17 protein-coding genes are annotated in these 20898 nt (G+C 64.7%); 8 read left to right on the top strand and 9 right to left on the bottom strand.

The window, feature by feature from the left end:
* Positions 1 to 32 precede the first annotated feature (32 nt).
* The 8 genes from QZ609_RS10830 (at position 33) to QZ609_RS10795 (ending at position 8050) form a co-directional block, all read left to right on the top strand.
* Positions 33 to 389 (top strand): RidA family protein, encoded by a 357-nt coding sequence (locus QZ609_RS10830; protein WP_295494161.1) that lies wholly within the window; start codon positions 33 to 35, stop codon positions 387 to 389.
* 7 nt (positions 390 to 396) lie between these two features.
* A complete protein-coding gene (locus QZ609_RS10825) occupies positions 397 to 1635 on the top strand; it encodes an FAD-binding oxidoreductase (RefSeq protein WP_295494160.1) in 1239 nt (412 codons plus the stop codon).
* A gap of 167 nt (positions 1636 to 1802) precedes the next feature.
* Positions 1803 to 2741 carry an SDR family oxidoreductase gene (locus QZ609_RS10820; RefSeq protein WP_295494159.1) on the top strand — a complete coding sequence of 313 codons (939 nt, stop codon included), beginning with the start codon at positions 1803 to 1805 and terminating at the stop codon, positions 2739 to 2741.
* A 146-nt stretch (positions 2742 to 2887) separates the two neighbouring features.
* A complete protein-coding gene (locus tag QZ609_RS10815; RefSeq protein WP_295494157.1) occupies positions 2888 to 3700 on the top strand; it encodes a molybdenum cofactor biosynthesis F family protein in 813 nt (270 codons plus the stop codon).
* The gene (locus QZ609_RS10810; protein WP_295494155.1) at positions 3697 to 4503 is read left to right on the top strand and encodes an SDR family oxidoreductase; all 807 of its coding nucleotides are present in this window, start codon (positions 3697 to 3699) and stop codon (positions 4501 to 4503) included. Before QZ609_RS10815 ends, QZ609_RS10810 begins: the two co-directional genes overlap by 4 nt.
* Before the next feature lie 302 nt (positions 4504 to 4805).
* The gene (locus QZ609_RS10805; RefSeq protein ID WP_295494154.1) at positions 4806 to 6257 is read left to right on the top strand and encodes an APC family permease; all 1452 of its coding nucleotides are present in this window, start codon (positions 4806 to 4808) and stop codon (positions 6255 to 6257) included.
* 83 nt (positions 6258 to 6340) lie between these two features.
* Positions 6341 to 7639: an FAD-binding oxidoreductase gene (locus QZ609_RS10800; RefSeq protein ID WP_295494153.1), complete on the top strand. Its 1299-nt coding sequence runs from the start codon at positions 6341 to 6343 to the stop codon at positions 7637 to 7639.
* Between the two features lie 51 nt (positions 7640 to 7690).
* Positions 7691 to 8050, top strand: coding sequence for a cupin domain-containing protein (locus tag QZ609_RS10795; RefSeq protein WP_295494152.1), 360 nt, complete (start codon positions 7691 to 7693; stop codon positions 8048 to 8050).
* On the opposite strand, the gene QZ609_RS10790 is transcribed toward QZ609_RS10795, so the two are convergent.
* From QZ609_RS10790 to QZ609_RS10750, 9 genes are all read right to left on the bottom strand, one after another.
* Positions 8032 to 9024 carry a helix-turn-helix domain-containing protein gene (locus tag QZ609_RS10790; RefSeq protein ID WP_295494151.1) on the bottom strand — a complete coding sequence of 331 codons (993 nt, stop codon included), beginning with the start codon at positions 9022 to 9024 and terminating at the stop codon, positions 8032 to 8034. The two genes, QZ609_RS10795 and QZ609_RS10790, sit on opposite strands and share 19 nt — an antisense overlap.
* 62 nt (positions 9025 to 9086) lie before the next feature.
* On the bottom strand, positions 9087 to 9494 hold the full coding sequence (locus QZ609_RS10785) for a DoxX family protein (protein WP_295494149.1): 408 nt from the start codon (positions 9492 to 9494) through the stop codon (positions 9087 to 9089).
* Positions 9495 to 9662: 168 nt separating this feature from the next.
* Entirely contained in the window at positions 9663 to 10649 is a 987-nt protein-coding gene (locus QZ609_RS10780; protein ID WP_295494147.1) for a YCF48-related protein, read from the bottom strand.
* Between the two features lie 40 nt (positions 10650 to 10689).
* Entirely contained in the window at positions 10690 to 13050 is a 2361-nt protein-coding gene (locus tag QZ609_RS10775; RefSeq protein ID WP_295494145.1) for an efflux RND transporter permease subunit, read from the bottom strand.
* A 65-nt stretch (positions 13051 to 13115) separates the two neighbouring features.
* On the bottom strand, positions 13116 to 14945 hold the full coding sequence (locus tag QZ609_RS10770; RefSeq protein WP_295494143.1) for a DUF1302 family protein: 1830 nt from the start codon (positions 14943 to 14945) through the stop codon (positions 13116 to 13118).
* A 79-nt stretch (positions 14946 to 15024) separates the two neighbouring features.
* A complete protein-coding gene (locus QZ609_RS10765) occupies positions 15025 to 16386 on the bottom strand; it encodes a DUF1329 domain-containing protein (protein ID WP_295494141.1) in 1362 nt (453 codons plus the stop codon).
* A gap of 411 nt (positions 16387 to 16797) precedes the next feature.
* Positions 16798 to 18303, bottom strand: a complete 1506-nt coding sequence (locus QZ609_RS10760) for an aldehyde dehydrogenase family protein (RefSeq protein ID WP_295494140.1) — start codon at positions 18301 to 18303, stop codon at positions 16798 to 16800.
* A gap of 156 nt (positions 18304 to 18459) precedes the next feature.
* The gene (locus QZ609_RS10755) at positions 18460 to 19425 is read right to left on the bottom strand and encodes a helix-turn-helix domain-containing protein (protein ID WP_295494139.1); all 966 of its coding nucleotides are present in this window, start codon (positions 19423 to 19425) and stop codon (positions 18460 to 18462) included.
* Between the two features lie 348 nt (positions 19426 to 19773).
* A partial coding sequence (locus QZ609_RS10750; RefSeq protein ID WP_295494138.1) for an NAD-dependent succinate-semialdehyde dehydrogenase occupies positions 19774 to 20898 on the bottom strand: 1125 nt, incomplete at its 5' end.

The raw sequence follows: 20898 nt of genomic DNA, 5'->3' as shown, positions 1-20898 counted from the left end.
ACCACCAACGGACCAACGAACCTCACCTCGACATGACCGACATCCAACGCCTGCACACCAACGCCCGCATGAGCCAGATCGTGATCGCCAACGGCATCGTGCATCTGGCCGGCCAGGTGCCCGACATCGACTACAAGTCGATCACCGAGCAGACCAACAACATTCTCACCCGCATCGACAAGCTGCTGGCCGAAGCCGGCGTGGACAAGACGCGCCTGATCTCCGCCAACATCTGGCTGACCGACGCCAAGCACTTTACCGAACTGAACGCCGCGTGGGAAGCCTGGGTGCCGGCCGGCCATGCGCCCACGCGCGCCTGCGTGCAGTCGGGCCTGATGCGCCCGGGCATCGACGTGGAAATCGCCGTCACCGCGCTCGCCCAAGCCTGAGACGGCCATGCGCTTTGACACCCTCGTGCTGGGCGCCGGCATTGTCGGCGTCTCGGTGGCGGTGCACCTGCAGCAGCGCGGGCGCGCCGTCGCCCTCGTTGATCGCCGTGCGCCGGGCTTGGAGACGTCGTTCGGCAATGCCGGGCTGATCCAGCGCGAGGGCGTCTACCCCTATGCCTTCCCGCGTGACCTGCCGACGCTGCTGCGCTATGCGACCAACACGTCGGCGGATGTGCATTACCACCTGGGTGATCTGCCGAGGCTGCTGCCGTTTCTGTGGCAGTACTGGCGCAACTCGCATCCGGCGCGGCACGCGGCCATTGCGCGCGCATACGCGCCGCTCATCGCGCACAGCGTGACCGAGCACCGCGCGCTGGCCGAGGCGGCGGGCGCCAGCGGGCTGATCCGCCCGATCGGCTGGATCAAGGTGTTCCGCAACGCCGCCACGCAGGACGAGGAAACGCGCGCCGTGGAGCGCTGGCAGCGCGAGTACGGCGTCGGCTACGAAACGCTGGACCCGGCCCGCCTGCGCGCGGCCGAGCCGCATCTCGACCCATCGCTGCTGGGCGGGCTGCGCTATACGGACTCCGATTCCGTGAGCGATCCGAATGCGCTGGTGACGGCGTATGCGCAGTATTTCGAGCAGATCGGCGGCCGCCTGTTTGAAGGCGATGCGACCTCGCTCACCAGCAATGCACCATGGCTTGTGCAGACCACGCAGGGCGAAGTGCGTGCTGACAACGTCGTCGTGGCGCTGGGGCCGTGGGCGGACGTCATCACCTCGCGCCTGGGCTATCGCCTGCCGCTGGCGGTCAAGCGCGGCTACCACATGCATTACGCCCCTGCGCCGGGCACGCAGCTGAACCACCCAGTGCTCGACGCCGACGGCGGCTATGTGCTGGTGCCGATGGCACGCGGTATCCGCTTGACCACGGGCGCCGAACTCGCGCACCGTGACGCACCCAAGACGCCCGTCCAGCTGAACGCCGTCGAGCCCGCCGCCCGCAAGCTCTTCCCGCTGGCCGAGCGCGTGGATGCCGAGCCGTGGATGGGCGCACGCCCCTGCACGCCCGACATGCTGCCGATCATCGGGCCCGCGCCGCGCCATGCCGGCATGTGGTTCGCGTTTGGGCACGCACACCACGGTCTGACGTTGGGCCCGATCACTGGGCGATTAATTGCGGAAATGATGGCGGGTGAGACGCCCATCGTGAACGCTTGCCCGTTCCGGCCTGAGCGTTTCTAAGCGGCCAGGCGGCACGGACGCAATCCACCGCACGGTTCGAGCCGCTCAGCAACTCTGGTGGAGCACGGATGGCTTGTCGATCGGCAACCAATTCGCGCGAGCTTCCGGGGCGGAGGAGCGGCTCTTTCCACTGACTGCCAACTCGAGCAGGCGGCAACGTGGGCCGCATGTTTGCCGTCGGTAAATGCGATGGCCGTGGAAGGCGTCCAGTCGCTTGCCTGACCGCACCCCGAAATCCCGTCACTTTGCCGATCCGGGCTCCTCGCAAGACGTTGGCTGACCCGATAGTTGGCCATTCAAGGCCGGCCAGCCGCCGCAAGCATCGGAAAGGACTCCGGAACATGGACTTAGGGCTCACAGGCAAGACGCTGATCGTCACGGGCGGCGCATCCGGCATCGGCAAGGCGTGCGTGCAGGCCGCGTTGCGAGAGGGTGCGCACGTCGCCATCCTCGACCGCGACATCGAACAGGGGCACGCGATCGCTCGTGAACACGACGGTCTCGAATTGATCGTCATTCCGGCCGACGTGACGGATGAATGCTCGGTTGCCTCAGCGGTCGAGACGGTCGTCGCCCGCTTTGGCGGCATCGACTCGCTGATCGCATGCGCCGGCATCTCGGGGCCGATCGGCAAGATTGTCACGGGCATTGCGCAAGACGAATGGGACCGTGTCATGGCCGTCAACGTTCGCGGAGTCTATCTCTGTGCCAAGCATGCGTTGCCCCATCTGGAAGCACGCGCCAACGCCACCATCGTTTTGGTGGCATCGGACAGCAGCCTCTTTGCAAGCGCGGGCATGAGCGCCTACTGCGCGTCGAAAGCGGCCGCGCTCATGCTCGCCAAGGGGCTTTGCGTCGACCACCCTCGGGTGCGTGTGAACAGCGTCTGTCCGAGCGTGGTTGACACGCCGATGTCCCGCCGCGACCTCGGGCTCGAAACGCGTGGCTTCGACGGCGCCGGCGTGCCGGCCATCGCACCGGCGGACGTCGCGCGCCACGTGCTCTTCTACGCATCGCCGGCAAGCGCGCCGGCCAATGGCACCGCCGCCGTGCTCGACTTCGGCTACGCAGTGCGCTCGAGCTTTCCTGAATTCGCATTTGCCTGAGCCAGCACGCCCTGCTCGGCAACTCGGCGGACCATGCCTTTGCCATTTTCGGGTCCCATACGCCGCCCGCCGGTTCGCATACTCGCCCCTGGCATCCGCCGCCCCGGTCAGATCAGAACGGGGCATCAACGACATCGACATCTGCCATGACCGAAACCAATTGGATCTCCGTAGGCGACCTCGGAACGAGCTTCGCCATCTCGAGCCACGCACTCACACCTGTCGCCGATCTCGCAGGCCAGGCGTACGACATTGACTTTGCCGGCGACGTCATCACGCACACGTTCGTCGACGGCGAGACGCTGCGCTGGAGCGTCAAGGGCACCGCACAGTCCGGCACCGACACGTATCGTGCGACCTCGCCGCGCGAGGGCATCTACTTTGTCGATTTCATCAAATCGTCGGAGCGTGCGACGTCGGTCAGCCTCGTGCTCGACCCGCAGCGCGGCATCGCGACAGCCGTCGTCGGCACGCTGCCAGACCAGGCGCGCGCAAGCACGCCTGCCGTCGAGCTTGCGCGGCAAAAGCGCGAGCTGACTAGCGTCGACGTGCAGATTCTGTCAGGCGTCATCGACAGCGCATTCGACGCCGCATCGCCCGTTCATGAAGACACGGACGAGCTGGTCGGCAAGCGCGTGCTGTACCGCTACAACCCGCACGAGTGCTACGAGCACGTGTATCTGAACGACAGGATGTATGCGTGGCACTGCATCTCCGGCGTGGAGCAAGGGCTTGCCGATGCGGACCGCTGCCACTACCGCAAGATCCGCGACAGCCTCTATCTTTTCATCTGGCGCGAGAAGGTCGTGCCGACGCTCGGCATCATCGTCATCGACCTGGAAGCGTGCAAGACCACCGGCAAGATCTTCGGCTACGCGGGCGACGACTTCGGCAAGCTCGTCAACTTCCCGGTCGGCGCCTACGCGACCGTGCTCAATACGACGACGGTGCCCGCATGAAGCCTCGGTTCGCAGGCCACGTAGCGCTCGTCACGGGCGGCGGCACCGGCATCGGGGCAGCAACCGCAGCGCGTTTGCGCGAGGAGGGCGCGCACGTGTACGTGCTCGGCCGGCGCGAGGCACCGCTCAATGCGGTGGCCGAAGCCTTCGGCGCGATCCCGCTGGTTGCCGACGCTGCTGACCCGGTCCAGGTCCGCCATGCGCTCGCATGCATCACCGACCATCACGGCCGGCTCGACGTCGTGGTCGCCAACGCGGGCGGTTTTGGCTTCGGCGCCATCGGGCAGACAGCCGATGACGACTGGCGCCGCGCGTGCCGCGCCAACCTGGATACCGCCTTCGTCGTCACGCGCGAAGCGCTGCCCAGACTGATCGAGAGCCACGGCACCATCGTCGTCGTGAGTTCGATCGCGGGCCTCGCAGCGGGCCCCGAAGCCGCCGGCTACGTGACCGTCAAGCACGCGCTGATCGGCCTCACACGCTCCCTCGCCCGCGACTACGGGCGCCACGGCGTACGTACGAACGCCGTGTGCCCCGGCTGGGTGCGCACCGAAATGGCCGACGATGAAATGCGCACGCTGATGTCGGCACGCGGCCTGTCCACGCTGGATGACGCCTATGCGCTTGCCACGCGCGACGTGCCGCTCGGGCATGCCGCCGAGGCAGGCGAGATTGCCTCGGTGATCGCATTCCTCGCCTCAGACGACGCGAGCGCGATGAACGGTGCAGTGGTGGTAGCAGATGGCGGCGCGACCATCGTCGATGTGCCGACACTGGCATTTGCCGAGCCTGCGACTAGATAGGCACGGTTGATCGCCCAGAACATGCCTGCCTTAGCAAGCTTTGCGGCCGTCTCACCGGCTGTACCAGCAGTCATTCAATATCGCCCGCTTCGGCCTATGCTGCCACTGTTCCAGACCCGCTGGGCAGCGTAGCAGGCGAGCCCCCGACCGGGGCGATCACTCATTGCCAATTTGGGCTAAGTGCCGCAACTTGGGACCCCTACACTGGGCGCCAGATCGCATGTCATCGTCTGCCTGGGCCCGCCGGACCGGCATCTCACGAAATTCAATGGCGTGTGCGGAAGCATCGAGGAGTCTTACACATGGCTATCGCAACCGGAGCGCAGGAGTCAGCCGAGCTGAGGCGTGAAGCGCTGGGGCTCGGTTTCATCATCTTCTTTGTGATCTCCGCAGCCGGTCCGCTCGTCGCGCTCGCGGGCGGCGTGCCGATCGGCATCATGCTCGGCAACGGCGCGGGCACGCCCGCGCTGCTCATCGCCACGGTCGTGATCCTGTTGGCGTTCTCGGCGGGCTATACGTCGATGGCGCGCTACGTCACGAATGCCGGCGGCTTCTATGCTTTTGCGGCACGCGGGCTTGGCGGCAACGTCGGCGGCGCCGCAGCTTTGCTTGCACTGCTCGGCTACAACACGATGCAGATCGGGCTGTACGGCATGTTCGGCACGGTCACGTCCGGGTTTCTCGCGCAGCATCTCGACGTCAGCGTGCCTTGGTGGGTGTGCGCATTCGCCGCGATGGCGAGCATCGCGGTCTTCGGCTACAGGCAGATCGACCTCTCCGCCAAGGTGCTGTCCATCCTCGTGATTGGCGAATACCTCGTCGTGCTGGTGCTCGATGTGGCGATCCTGAAGGCCGGCGGCCAGGCCGGCCCCACGCTGGCGCCGTTCACGCAGCGCGCAATCTTCAGCGGCACGCCGGCCATCGGCCTGCTGTTCTGCTTTGCGATGTTCATCGGCTTTGAGGCCACGACCATCTACAGCGAAGAAGCCAAGGACCCGCATCGCACGATTCCACTCGCAACCTACCTGTCGGTGTTGCTGATCGGCGGCTTCTATGCGTTCTCCGTCTGGTGCATGGTGGTGGGCGCCGGCGCCGATTCGATCGTGAAAGCCATCTCCACCCTGCAGGACCCGACGACTTTCCTCTACGCACTGTCCGACCGCTATGCGAACAAGAGCCTGACGCTGGCGATGAGCGTGCTGTTCATCACCAGCGTGTATGCGGGGCTGCTGGCGTTCCACAACTCGGCGGCGCGCTACTTCTTTGCCAGCGGTCGCGAAGGGCTGCTCTCAAAGGCACTCGGGCGGACTCATCCGGTGCACCAGAGCCCGCACAATGGGTCGCTGCTGCAGTCCGCGCTGGCCGCCGTGGTTGTGCTCGGCTTCGTCGTCGCCAAAGCCGACCCGGTGCTGACGCTGTTCTCGTGGCTCACCAACATCGCCACGTTGTGCGTGATCGCACTGATGGCGCTGACGACACTCGCCGTCATCCGCTACTTCAAGTACGGCAATCCAGGCGCCCCGGAAGGCACGCTGCGCGTGTTCGTCCTACCGCTGTTGTCGGGCATTGCGCTGTGCGCCGTGCTGCTGCTTGCCATCGCCAACTTCTCCGTCCTCACCGGGGCAAGCAAAACGGTGTCCTACGCGCTGACCGCTTCGCTGCCGATCGCTGCCATCACGGGCCTGCTGCTGGCCGGCAGGCTCAAGACGCGCAACCCCATCCTCTTCAGCCAGCTCGGCAACTCGAAGATCTAGGACCGCTTCACAAGCCAGACCAACACAAGCGTCGACGCAAAACGTCGACGCTCCGGGCCCTCTTTTTCTCGACGATCCTCAAGATGAACAAGCTCGACTCCCTCACCTACTACGCGGCGACCAAGAAATACGACTTGCGTTTCCCCACGCTTCAGGACGATATCGACGCCGACGTGGTCGTGATCGGCGGTGGATTCTCCGGCATCAATACCGCGCTCGAACTCGCCGAGCGCGGCATCAAGAATATCGTCGTGCTCGAGGCCAAGCACCTGGGCTATGGTGGCACCGGCCGCAACGGTGGCCAGATCATGGCAGGCATCGGCCACGATCTCGACGCCATCGCCAAGCATGTCGGCGAAGCGGGCCTCAAGGAGATCTTCAAGATCAGCAACCTCGGCGCGGGCATCATCCGCGAGCGCATCGCCAAATACGGCATCGATGCGGACTTCCGCAACGGCTATGCCTACCTGGGCTTCAACAGCCGCCAGGAGAACACACTGCGCGCGTGGGAGGCCAGCTTCAAGTCCGTCGACCCGGACACGGAGATCCGGCTCTACACCGGCCAGGACGTGCAGAAGGTGGTCGGCTCCGATGTGTACAAAAGCGCCTTGCTGCATATGGGCGGCGGCCACGTCCATTCGCTGAACCTGCTGCTGGGCGAAGCGCAGGCGCTCAGCAGCCACGGCGCGCGCATCTATGAAAACAGCCCGGTGATCGGCGTTGAGTACGGCGACCGCGTGGTTGTGCGCACCGCGATGGGCTCCGTCCGTGCCTCGAAAATGCTGTGGGCGTGCAACGCTTTCCTGGACGGCCTCGAACCGGAGATCTACAAGAAGACCGTCAACACGTACGCATTCCAGCTTTGCACCGAGCCGCTGCCGGAGGACCTGATCAAGCGCATCAGCCCGATCCGCGGTGCATACAGCGACATCCGACCCATCATCGACTACTACCGCGTGACCAACGACAACCGCCTGCTGTTCGGCAGCGCGACGGCCCTGCTCGACTACGTCCCCAGCGACCTGAAGGCGTGGAATCGGAGCCTGATGCTGAAGGTCTTCCCGTATCTGAAAGACGTCAAGATCGACCTTGCCTGGGGCGGGCCGCTGTGCTGCGGCGCGAATCTCTTTCCGCAGATCGGCTCGCTCAAGCAGCATCCGAACGTGTTCTACGTCCAAGCCTACGCGGGCTTTGGCGTGACGCCCAGCCACATCGTCTGCAAGGTGCTCGCCGAGGGCATGAGCGAAGGCTCGGCGCGCTACGACCTGCTGAGCTCCGTGCCGCACCTCGACATCTTTGCCAAGGACCAGCTGCGCGCCGTAATGACGACCGCCGGCAAGGCCTGGAACCAGGTCAGCGGCTACTGGAAGGGCCGCCGGTAAGCCTGCGCTGCCAGGCACACGTTTCTCAACCGACCAACGGAGTCGACATCAATGCATAGCATCAAACTCGGTACGTTTCCGCCAGACCTCGACGCATGGGGCACTGTTGCCGATCTGGGTTCGACGATCCTCGAAGGCGAGGTAAAGGCCTTCGGCAAGGTGCACTTCGGCACGCCCACTTCGCCCGTCAGCGCCGGCTACTTCGCGTGCACGAAGGGCAAGTTCAACATGACCTACCCGTTCAGCGAACAGGCGACGGTGGTCGAAGGGGAATGCGTGCTGCGCAACGAGCGCACCGGCGAAGCGGTCCACTACAAAGTCGGCGACAGCTGGTTTATCGAGAAGGGCACGCCGATCGCGTGGGAGATCCTATCGGAGCGGTTCACCAAGCACTACTTCGCGGTGGTCTGAGCGCGCCGTCGCGTCGCGGAGGGCAACTCGCCGAACATGCGGTGATAGTCCTCGCGAAAATGCGACGGGTGCCAGAACCCCCATTGCGCGGCGATGTCCCCGACGCCCAGCGCAAGCGTGCGCGATGACTTCAACATGCGCCGCGTGCCGTTCAGGCGCACCGCTTTCAGATAGGTGAGCGGCGCCACGCCGAGCACGTCCTCAAAGCAGTATTGCAGCGTACGGCGCGATACGTTGATCTCCTTGCAAAGCGCGCCGATGCTGATCGGCTCCGTCACGTTGTCGTGGATAAACGCCATCGCGCGCGCGACCACGCGCCGCCGCGCGATCCAGACCGGTCGTCCCGTCGCCCGGTCCGGATCGCGCAGCGCCGGCGCGGCAAGCGCCGTCTCCAGTTCGTCCAGTGCCGTCTGTGCCAGCGCGGCATCCGGCATTCGCCCCTCGTGCTCGCCGTCTGGACGCCCGGCGAAGGTCTCAAGCATCCGCTCGATCAGTTGCTGCAGCTCCCTCGTGGCTGCCGGATTTGCGCAGATCACGCCGGAGCCCACACCGGCCTTGCCCACACCGGCCTTCGGCGCATCGAATCGCAGCTCGGCAAGCCGCGCAATGGGCAGGACAAGGCCCACCGTACGCATGGTCCGCGCCGTACGGAAGTCGAGTTCCTCCCCTTCTCCCAGCATCATCAGTTCGCCGCCGGTCAGGGAGCTGCCGCAGAACACAGCCCGACCCTCCACTTCGGCGGCAATCGCGAACCCGCGCGCATTCGCGCGGATGCTACCCATCTCGTGAATCGACTGGTTCGTGTGCTCGCAGTAGATCTGTACGTCACCGAACGAGACTTCGACAAACCTGCCGTGGAAACGCCCCGCGCTCAATTGATCGAAGCGTTGTTCGAACACGGTCAGGCCGTGGGCCAAGTCGTCGACGTCGTCGGTTTCGAAACGCGTGACGCAGCAGGGAAGCAGGGTTTCCATCGCTCAGGCCCTCGACCGCCGTTCATGTTGCGCAAAGGTGATGCCTCGCATCACCTCGCTCGTCAGGCTTGCTTGCGCGCGCTCTTGAGCGCAAACGCCCCGTCGCCCAGCAGGAACAGGACGATCAGGCAAACCAGCCAGAACGCCGGGTACTCCCACCCGCCGTCCTTGTTGGTGTACAGCCACCCATTTGCTGCGTGGACCGTGACGATCGCGCCCGCCAGGTCGATGGCCAGCGGGATCGCGAAGTACTGCGCATACCAGCCGACGATCAACGCGGCCCCGCCCACCAGTTCCAGCGCGATCACCGCGTAGGCCAATGGCCCGGGCAAACCCAGCGAGGTGAAGAACTCGACGGTGCCGGGAATCGTGAAGACCAGGATCTTCAGCAAGGCGTGGGCGACAAACAGCACGCCAAGGCTGACACGCAGCAGGAAGGCAGCAAACGGAGCGGAATTTTCGCGAATCATGGTGAAACCCAGTTGATAACCAGTACGGCAGAGAGGCGCCTGCCAATGCGCATAGGAAACCTCAAACCGACGCAGCCGCGTCGGCATGCCGGCGCCCCGGATCGGCAAAGCTGGCATAGGCGGAGTGTCGGCAGCTCACCAGGGACAACGCTTCGTGAACCCGCCGGATCATTCGGCCTTCAGGACGCCGCCCTTCGAAAGCAGCAGTGGTTGGCTTGCACTTTCCTTCGCGGTGTCGGGCACGATGAGCGCGGTCAGTGCCGCTCGATCCATCCGCTGTTTTGCCGTGAACCGTTCGTCGCCGCCGGTGCCGCTGATGACGAAACCCTCCAGGCCCACGCCCAGCACGCGGCCGCCTGCCGCAATCAAGCTCGTAATCGACCCGCTGGCGCCCGAATCGATCGACGTCCAGGTGTCGCCGCCGTCACGGCTGCGGTACAGGTGGCCGAGCAACCCGCCAACGAACAGGGCTCCGTCCGTCGCTGCGGTGCCGGCCCATAGACTGCCCTTGTTGCCGGTTTCGCGGTATTCCCACGTGGCGCCGCGATCGCGCGAGCGCAGCACGGTTCCTTTCTCCGCTGCAATGAAGAGCGTGCCGGCGCGGTCGGCGAAGATCCGATAGAGATTGCGGTCCGACTTACCGCCGCCTGGCGGTGCAGGCAACTTCACGACGGCCCACGTGCGGCCACCGTCGTCGGTCTTGAGCAGCAGCGACCAGAGGCCGGCCGCCCAGCCATGCTGGGCATCTTGGAAATACACGGTAAAGAGCGGTTGGTCGATCGACGTATCTGACCGCTGCAGGGCCCACGTCTCCCCGCCATCGGTCGTGGCCAGAATCACACCCCACTGCCCCACGGCCCAGCCGTGCTGCGCATCGGAAAAATAGACCGACGAAAGCGTGGTGGACGCGGGCACCTGCTTCGCTTGCCGATAGGTGCGCCCGCCGTCATCGGACAACAGCATGATGCCGTGCTCGCCGACCGCGACGAGGCGCGCACCGGCATGGGCCGCATCGAGCAGCATGGCGTGCGTTGGATCGGCCCACGCGTGTGCGGGCGTGATCGGCAGCGCCACGGTTGCGCCGCCGCCCGTCTGCCCGAAACTGCTCACGCAAGCACAACACAGGACGATGCCGGCAATTGCGTTCTTGATCATTGCGAAACCTTTCCAGTTGCGTTCGATGTCGTCAGTGGATTCAGTGGCTCAGCAGCCCCGGCGCCCGTACCGGCTTGCGCCGCGGGAAGACCCGCTCGAGCACCACGGCGAGCGCAGGCAGCGCCGTCATCGCCATCACGAGGTTCACGATGAACATGAATGCCAGCAGCTTGCCCATGTCGGCTTGGAACTTGAGCGCCGAGAAGCTCCAGGTGGCCACGCCGATCGCCAGCGTGATCGCCGTGAAGATCGTCGCCACGCCCACCTCGAGCATCGCGTGCTCGACCGCCTTCACGATGGTCTGGCCACTGGCCAGATGCAGTTGCAGGCGGTTGTAGATGTAGAACGCGTAGTCGACGCCGATCCCCACCGCGAGCACCATCACCGGCAGCGTCGCCACCGTCAGGCCGATCTGCAGCTCTTTCATGAACCAGTAGCCAATGAACGTCGCCACCGTCAGGGGCACGCAGCACGCCACCATGGCGCGCAGGTCGCGGTAGGCGAGGAACACGAGCACCAGGATGGCCGCGTAGACGTAAAGCATCATGGGCAGTTCGCTCTGCTCGACTTCATCGTTGGTCGCGGCCAGCACGCCGGCGTTGCCGGCCGCCAGCCGGATCGTGACGCCGTCGAGCTGGTGTGTCGCACGGTAGTGCTTGACGTCGTCGAGAATGCGATTGATCGTGGTCGCCTTGTGGTCGGTCAGAAACAGGTGCACTGCGGTCATGCTGCAGTCCTTGTTCATGTAGCCCTTGACCCGGCCGATCTCGGCCGAGATCGCCCCGTAGTTGCCGGAATCGATCGGCACCACGCTCATCTTCGGGTTGCCTTCGTTGTAGCCCTCGTTGTAGGTGCGCAGCATTGCCGGATAGGATTGCACCGAGACCACCCCAGGCTCGCGCTGCATCGTCGCCGCGAAGTCGTCTTCAAACACGCCGACCGCCGGGTTGTCGCAAGCTGCTCCCTTCGATTCGAACACGACCGTCAGCCAGTCGAGTCCGATGTCGTAGTTGCTGGCGATGGAGACCGCGTCGTGGTTGAAGCGCGCATCCGCGCGCAGCTCCGGCGCGCCGGGCTGCAGCGTGCCGATCACGCGGTCGCGGCTCTGCCAGGCCGAGACCGCGAACACGAACGCCGTCAGGGCAAGCACGACATACGCGTTGCGCGGCTCGGCCACCCTGGCCAGGCTGCGCAGCCACGCCGAGCGCCGCTCGCGCTTGGCCAGCGCCTGGTCGGCATAGGCCTTCGTGAAGTTGAAGCACGATGCGGCCACGGGCAGCATGATCAGGTTCGTGATGATCTTGTAGCCGACCCCAAGCGACGCCGTGATGGCCAGCTCCCGCACCATCGGGATCGGGATCAGGAGCAGCGTGATGAACGACACGAACGCGGTGATCAGCGCGAGCGTGCCGGGCACCAGCAAACCGCTGAAGCTCTGGCGCGCGGCATCGAACGAACTCTGCCCATGCGACAGCTCACGCACGATGTAGTTGACCTGCTGCACCCCATGCGACACGCCGATCGCAAACACCAGGAACGGCACCAGCACCGCAAGCGGATCCAGGCCGAAGCCGAGCAGCTTGAGCGTGCCGAATTGCCAGACCAGCGAGGTCAGCGAACAGACGATGGGCAGCACCGTGAAACGGACCGAGTGGCTGTACCAGTACACCGCCAGCGCGGTCAGCAGGAGCGCGATGCCACAGAAGCCCAGCACCGCCGTGGCGCCGTCGGCAATGTCGCCGATCTGCTTGGCAAAGCCGATGATCTGGATCTCGTAGCCGGCATCTTCCAGCGGCTTGCGGATCTGGCTCTCGAGCAGGCGGTTGAACGCAACATAGTCGAGCACCTTGCCGGCGCTGTCACGTTCGTTCAGCTCGGCCGTGATCATCGCGCTGTCTTGGCCGTGCGAGACGAGCGTGCCGATATACCCGCCCTCCGTCGCGGCCTTGCGGATCCGCGCCACGACCTCGGGCGTCAACTGGTCTGGCGTGATGGTGCCGTCGATGACCGGATCGGCGCGGAAACCGTCTTCGGTGATCTCATTGACGAAGGCGTTCGGCGTCCACAATGACTGCACGCCCTGGCGGTCGACGTTGGGCAGGAACATGACCGCTTGCGTGGCCTTGTACAGGCGCGTCAGGCCTTCCGACGTCCAGATGTTGCCATCGCGCGCGCGCACCACCACGGTGATGCGGTTGGCGCCGAACAGGTCGCCGCGATATTGCTCAAAGGTCTTGATGTACTCGTGGCCGATTGGCATCTGTTTTTCAAAGCCGGCCTCCATGCGCAACTGCACGGCAAACACGGCCATGACGGCAGTGAAAAGGCCAATCGCGGCCAGCACGACCGCGCGATGCCCGAAAAACCATTTCTCCAGGCGGATGACAAAGCGATTCAACACGGCGCTATCCCTCAAGTCAGTCTGCGGTGCGCATGGCTGCGCACCGGTTCGCCACGCTTGCCGAACTAGAAGTTGCGGGTCACGAACAGGCCCACGAAGTTCCGGTCGGCATAGGGCTGTCCAACGGTCTGATGGCCGCCGTAGAAAACCGTGAAGTTGATGCCGGCCTGCCACACCGTCGGGTTCTGGTTGAACAGCACGTAGAAGTTCAGCGACTTCGCCCCTTGCAGGTAATTGGCCGCGAACGTCGGCGTATAGCCGTACAGCGCGTCGGAGAACGTCACGCCCGGGGTCACTTGCCAGCCATGGATCAGGGTGCCGTCATAGGTCCAGTTGAAGTCGACGGTGGCGCCCACCGAGTTGGCCGTCCCCTGCGCGGCCGTGATCGGATAGCCCAGGCCCGAACTGTTGTTCAGCCACGTGTAGTAGCCGGCGATGGGCACCTGCCTGACCGCCTGGCCATTGATCGTGCGCGGCACGCCGTTGGCGTTCACACCGGGGTAATAGATCCACGTCAGCTCCGTGGTCAGCACCGCCGCATCCGCGCCGATCCACTTCAGGAACGGATACTGGCTCTGCGTGAGGTTCAACTGCCCGTTGATGTCGTACTGGAACTTCTTCTTGTCGACCCACTGCTGGCAATTGATGTTGCTCACGCCGTTGGTGTTCGCGTCGAGCGGCCCGCTCGCGCCGAAGCAGCTCGACAACGACACCGCGTCCCGCGGGCGGTACGACAGCTCCGTTCCGATTGCCCAGCTGCCAAGCGCAAAGTTCGCGCTGACGCCGAAGAGCTGCCGCTTCTGCAGATACGACCACTGGTTCGAGCCGTCGGCCAGTGTCGACAGCACAGGCGACTTGTCGGTGTAGCTCTCGTAGTAGAAGCCAAGATTGACGTCGACATCCTTCGGCCGGTAGTTGAGCTTGAGACCATATTGCGGCTTGTACTTGGGCGGCAGCATGGTCGAGACGGGGATGCCGATCGAGTTGAATGGCGGCCCGGCATACTGCCCGTTCACCAGCCCTTGATTGACCGACGCGAGCGTGCCCGAATTGCCGGCGTTCGGGCCGGCGATGGTGCCGGCGTCGACGCCGCTCAGGTTGCCGTTGGTAGTACTGGCGGTTGCGGGCACCGCACCACGCCCGAAGTTGTTCGTGACCGACCAGAACGTGCCGACAGGCGGGAAGCGATTGCCGTTCCACTGGAACTGGTAATAACCTTCGGTGCTGACGCCGTGCGAGAGGCCGGAGGCGAAACTCAGCATCGGCGCGGGCAACAGCGCCTGCTTGAGCTGCGTGCCCGGGATCAGCAGCTTCTGGATATCGATCGAGTTGGTCGCGTTGATGCCGCCCGAGGCAAAGTAGCTCTCGCCCCAGTTGATCACCTGATTGCCGAGGCGGACGTGCCCAGGCTCGTCGGCAAACTTGAAATCCTTCTCACCCCACAGGTCGAGCAGCTGCACGTTGTAGACAACCTGAGCCGAAGCCGTGCTGGACAACGGCGTGCGCGCGGTATTGCCGGCAAGAAAGTCATACATGCCGGTGCCGCGCAGCATGAACTTGTAGCCCTCGCTGGGCATCGTCAACAGTAGCTCGCTTGTTGCGCTGACATACGAACTGAACGGTTGACCTTTCCGGTAGTTGAGGTCACCCATGTCGCCGGCGCCCCACTGCCCTACGTTGGCAGCGGCTCCGCAGCCGTTCGCGTTCGGGTCGCCCGTCAGCGAACAGCTTGGGCTCTTGGTGCGAATGCCCGCACCCGCCGTCACGTTGGACACCAGCGAGCCAGTCAGGTCTCCAACGCCCGTCGTGAAGTCGTAGCCGTAGGCGCTGGATGAGGCTGCGCCCAGCACGGCCAGCGACAAAGATAGTGGTATGCCGACCCCCGTCGTCTTCATTGTGGTTCCTCCCTTTCTTTATGTCTCTGGAGGCGCGCCCGCAGCGCGCCCCGCTGGTGTCCCGCCGGTACCGTTTGTTTTAGCGCTCGCTGATGGATCGCAGGTTTTCGGCGGAGTAGTAGTTCGCGGCAAAGCGCGGATCGTTGGAGGTCTCGAAGTAGTGCACGTCCTGTCCGGCCCCGATCACGGTCTGGTCGTTCACGTAGCGGCCGGCGAGCAGGTTGTACTGCGTGAAGGGCTCGATGTCGCAGGTGCCGCCCAACTCCCACAGCGGGATCGGATATCCCTCCTTCGTCTTCCAGAGCTTGCCCTGCGCGTCGTAGTCTTCGCCCACCAGCGCGAGGTAGGTGTCCTCGTCGAGGTACAGCACCTTCTTCTGCGAGATATGCCGCATGTTCGATTTGAGCTTCGCCTCGACCACGTAGACGCGGTGCAGCTCGTAGCGCCGTGCCGCGGCGTCGACCATGTCATTCTTGAAGACGTCACCGACGCTCTTGCGGAAGTCGTACATCGCGAAGTTGTTGTACGGCACGTACATCTCTTTCTTGCCGACCAGCTTCCATTCGAAGCGGTCGATGTCGCCGTTGAAAAGCCACGGCTCATCCACCGTGTATTGGTTCTCGAAGCCGATCTGCGGGGCGTCGTAGTTGTAGGTCGGCATGCGGCGCACGCGGCGCTGACCCGGGAAGTAGTAGTAGGCCTCGGCCTGGTTGTCCGCGAAGTGGAAGGTCTGCACCACGGCCTGGCCGGCCATCGCCGCGGGCGAGTCGTAGCCGTAGAAGATCGAGAACAGCGGGTCCTTTGCGCCAAGCGCATTGGCGCCCTTGTTGCCCCAAGGGAAATACTCGGTCTGGCGGCTCGTCACCGAGATCCAGTCGGAGCTGCCGGGGCGCGGCGAGACCATCGTGTAGGTCTTGTGCCACTCGGCGCCGACACCGCGATAGCGCGTCAGGTAGTTCCAGATCGCCTGCTGCCCGCTCTTGGCGGCGGGAAACGGCAGGCCGGGCAGCACGGCGCTTTGCAGATGGTCGCCCGTTGCGTCGAGCTTGGCGCCCTCCGCGTTCTTCTTGATGTTGTCTTGCACCCAGTCCGGATAGCTGCAATTGCGGTGCGTCGGGTAGACATCCATCCGGTAGCCCTTGAGCTGCTTGAACAGGGCGAGCTGGCCCGGCGTCAGCTTGTCGGCATATTTGTCGACGTTGGCCGCATCGATCGACAAGAGCGGCTTTTCATTCTTGTACTTCCAGAAGTCGCCACGGAATTTTCCATGGCTCCACCCTGCCTGGGGCACGTCGCGACCGGCAAATGCCGGAATCGCACCATCCGCGCTCGCCCCGCTTTCTGCCCCCGTGACCGTCTGTGCCCCTGACGATTGAGCAAGCACCGCGACGGTGATTGCGGTCAGTGCGGCAAAGACACCTGCTTTGGCCAGTCGCTTCATCTCCAACTCCTTCCAAGATTGAATCCGGATGAACCTGGGGCAGCACGCCATGCGCGATTTCGCTGCCGGCTACACCCCGATGGGTTGGATGACAATATAGAGACACCAAAAATTACGCCTTAGCCGAAATTGGCAAATGGAATGCCAGTAGGCGATCGTCGCCAAGGCAGCGAGTGATTCCAGTCGGCCGAAAAAAAACCTTGCCGGCTCCATTTGGAGTCGCAAGGTCTCGAGGCATCCGCTGCATTGGAAGCAGCGGCAACACCTACCGGTTCGAAGGCACGCGCCTGAAGCTTGCCGATGGTGCCTCAGCGTGCGTCTGCGGCCATTGCCCAAGCAGAAACGTGTCCTGCGCCGGGATCGCGCGGTGCCGCCGCAAACCAACGGTTTCGCGACGCCGGCGCGCCGCCTTCAATGGGCAATGCAGACCGACTTCACTTCGGTGAAGCCGTCGATCGCCTGGCGACCGAATTCGCGGCCAATACCGGATTGCTTGAAGCCGCCGAACGGCAAGCTCGGGTCAAGCGGGATATGGCAGTTCACCCAAACCGTGCCCGCCTGGATCTCGGGAATCAGGTTGAACGCCGCCTTCAGATCGTTGGTCCACAGGCTCGCAGTGAGCCCGTACGGCGTATCGTTCGCCATCCGGATCGCATCGCTGGCGTCATCGAACGGCACCGCCGCCAGCACCGGCCCGAAGATCTCCTCGCGCACGACGGTGGCGTGCGGGTCGACGCCGGCCATCACGGTCGGCTTCACGTAGAAGCCGTCCAGTTCCGGCGCATCGCCGCCGCACAGCAGCGTCGCGCCCTCGGCACGACCGCGCTCGATATAGCGCGCCACCGTATCGCGATGCCTGGCCGATACGAGCGGATTGATCTGCGCGCTCGGATCGAGCCCTGGCCCGAGCTTCATGGCGTCCGCTGCCGCGGCAAGCGCCTCGGTGATCTGCGCATAGCGACTGCGATGCACATACAGGCGCGACGCCGCGGCGCACACCTGCCCCTGGTTGAAGAACGCGCCGGCCAGCACACCCTGCACGGCCTGCTCGACGTCCACGTCGGCCAGCATCACGATCGGATTCTTGCCGCCCAACTCCAGCGAGAAGCGTGTCATGTTCTGCACGGCCGCCGTGCCGACCAGCTTGCCGGTGCGCGTAGAGCCGGTGAACGAGATCTTGTTGACGAGCGGATGCTTGACGAGCGCATCGCCTGCTTCCACACCGCCCGTGACGACGTTGAACACGCCCGGCGGCACGCCCGCCTCGCAAGCGAGCTGCGCGAGCAACAGCGCGGTGAGCGGCGTCTCGGGTGAGGGCTTGATCACGATCGAGCAACCGCTGGCGAGCGCCGGAATCAGCTTCCAGACTGCGATCATCAACGGAAAATTCCACGGCACGATGCCGGCCACCACGCCAACGGGTTCGCGCCGCGTGTACGCCGTGTAGCGCGTGCCGGGCGGAAACGGAATCGACACATCCATTGTCTCTCCCGTGATCTTGGTCGCCCAGCCGGCCATGTAGCGCACGTATTCGACCGTTGCACCCACTTCGACCGCACGCGCGATGTTGATCGACTTGCCCTGGTTGAGCGTCTCCAGCTGCGCGAAGGTTTCGCCGTTCGCCTCGAGCGCATCGGCGAGCTTCAGCAGGATGCGTTCGCGATCCGCCGGCCGCAGGTTGCGCCAGACACCGCGCTCGAACGCACGCGCGGCGCTCGTGACAGCCGCATCGACATCCGCGGCGCCGGCATCGACGACTTGCGCAAGACGCCGGCCCGTTGCCGGATTGAAGACGTCCAGCCGGGCGGGCGATTGTCCGTCACGCCAGCCGCCGTCGATAAAGAGACCATGTTCGCGCGCGGCGAACGACGCTACCTCATCGCTGATCGCGATGGTTCCGGCATGTTGGTTTTCCATATGCTCCTCGTTCCTTTGTCGCCTGTCCTGTGCGGACAGGCGTGGTGGTGCCCGAGGCACTATATGGAGCGGGAGCAGCCCGGCGTTAGCCGAAATCGGCAACGCACGGCGTGGCAGCAGGAAAGTCGCCTATGCAACCAAAGCGGCGTACCGTGCCTAGTGGTAGACCAAAGGACGGGCAGCGTCAAAGCGGCACGTATCGGAAGGCAGTTCGCCGAACAGCGTCTTATAGTCGGCGGTGAAATGGCTCTGGTGGAAGAACCCGAAGCGCGCCGCCGCATCACCGATCGACATTGCATCGCGCGGAGAACTCATCAATGCGCGCCGCACCTCCGAGAGGCGGATCGCGCGCAAGTAACCCAGCGGCGTCATCTTCGTGACCTGCAGGAAGCTGTTCTGCAGCGTGCGGCGGCTGACCCGCAGGATGCGGCACAGATCGAGCACCGTGACCGACTCGGCGCCGCCGGCAAGAACGATCTCGCGGCTCCTGCGCACGATGTCGCAGCGCACGGCATCCGTCAGGTCGGTCTTGCGATTGGGCGCCTCCTCGATCAGCACGTCGAGCAGCAGGCCAAGCATGGTGTGCCGGAAGATCTTCTGCGCCGGGGGAGATGCGAGCATCGCCTCGTTTTGCGTCGCCGCGAAGAACGTATCGGTCAGGCTGCGGACGGCATGGGCATAGCACAACCGATCGAGCGACAGCAGCCGGCCACCACAGCGATGTGCAGTCCAGGTCGACTGCATGCTCTCGACCAGCTCAGCGAGCTCATCCGCATCGACCGTCAGGATCAGCGTGTCCATTCCCTCGGCGACATGGAAGACGAAATCCTCCCGGCTCACCAGCGCGTGCAGTGAATGCGGCTCGAACTTGCGCCCCTGCAGCGTGGCGTCGCCGGGCACGTGCAGCGGTATGGCGAAACTCACGGAGCCCACCGGCGCTGCGCCGTACTGGGCGACACGCCCGGTAAAGACCTCGCGAAACACATGCAGGCGGTCGACCGCGATTTGGGCCAGCGAGCTTTCTATACGGCCTGGCGTGATCTGGTAATACGACTGCTCCCAACCCGCAAGCGCATTGGCATGCAGTTGCACGTCGTTGAAACGGGATATCTGAACAGCCATCCTGAGTCACCGTTGAGCGGGCGTGCGAGCCAAGTCGGCGCACGAAGCCAGAATATTGAGCAACAAACACGCAAACGCACCGATATCGTGCGAAAACGCGAACTCTCCAGCAACTCGGGCGCCGGAAGACTGACAAAATGCAATCTTCGTGCCGAACCAGCAATCGGTGTAAAACCGGATAAAAGAACAGCCCGGCGAGCCGGGCGTGGCCGCCGCGTCTGGGCGGCCTCTCTGGCGACGTGGACGCCATGCCGAGCCCACAGATCAGCCGCCTCACCGCCAGCGCCGTGGGATGCACCCGTCACACCGATCCCCTTGCGCCGCGTTGGCCGCCGAAGCGGCCTGCACTCAGGCCAACCCACCCTGGCACAGGTACTTGATCGACAGGTAATCATCGAGCCCGTACTTGGAGCCCTCGCGGCCGTAGCCCGATTCCTTCACGCCGCCGAACGGCGCCGCCTCGCTGGCGAGCGCGCCTTCGTTGATGCCGACGATGCCGGCTTCCAGAGACCGCGATACACGCTCGATGCGGCGCATGTCCTGCGTGTAGAAGTACGAGGCCAGGCCGAACGGCGTGTCGTTGGCGGCCCGCACGGCCTCGGCCTCATCCACAAAGCGGAACAGCGGCACGACGGGGCCGAAGGTTTCCTCGCCGCACAGGGCCATCCCATCGTTGGCATCGGCCAGCACGGTGGGCGCGTAGAAGTGTTCGCCAACTTCCGGCAGGCGCTTGCCGCCGGTCAGCACGCGCGCGCCGTGGGCCACGGCGTCCTGCACGTGGCGCTCGATCTTGTCGACGGCGCGGGCGTTGATCATCGGGCCAATCTGGGCGTCGGGGTCGGTGGCAGGCGCGACTTTCAGCGCGGAAACCCGCTCGGCCAGCAGCGCCGCAAAGCGGTCGTAGACACCCGCCTGCACGAAGATGCGGTTCGGGCACACGCAGGTCTGGCCGCCGTTGCGGAACTTGGCCGCGAGCAGGCCGGTGATGGCCGCGTCGAGGTCCGCGTCGTCAAACACGATATACGGCGCATTGCCGCCCAGCTCCAGCGACAGCTTCTTGAGCGTGCCCGCCGATTCGCGCGCAAGGTATTTGCCGACCGGCGTGGAGCCGGTGAAGGTGATCTTGCGCACGCGGGCATCCTGCAGCCAGTCGGCCACTGCCGCCACGCCGCGCTCGCGCGAAGCGGAGATCATGTTCAGCACGCCCGGCGGCAGCCCGGCCTCCTGCGCAAGCTGAGCGAGTGCCAGTGCGGTGAGCGGCGTGTCCTCCGCCGGCTTGGCGACCACCGTGCAGCCCGCCGCCAGCGCCGGCGCGATCTTGCGCGCGATCATCGCGAGCGGAAAATTCCACGGCGTGATGGCCGCCACCACACCCACCGGCTCCTTCACCGCGCTCATGCGCTTGCCACGCTGCTGCTGCGGGATCAGGTCGCCGTAGATGCGCGTGGCCTCGTCGGCAAACCAGGCGACGTA

It is taken from the genome of uncultured Ralstonia sp. (genome assembly GCA_913056305.1).
GTDB lineage: Bacteria > Pseudomonadota > Gammaproteobacteria > Burkholderiales > Burkholderiaceae > Ralstonia.
This window is presented reverse-complemented; position numbering and strand designations above follow the sequence as displayed.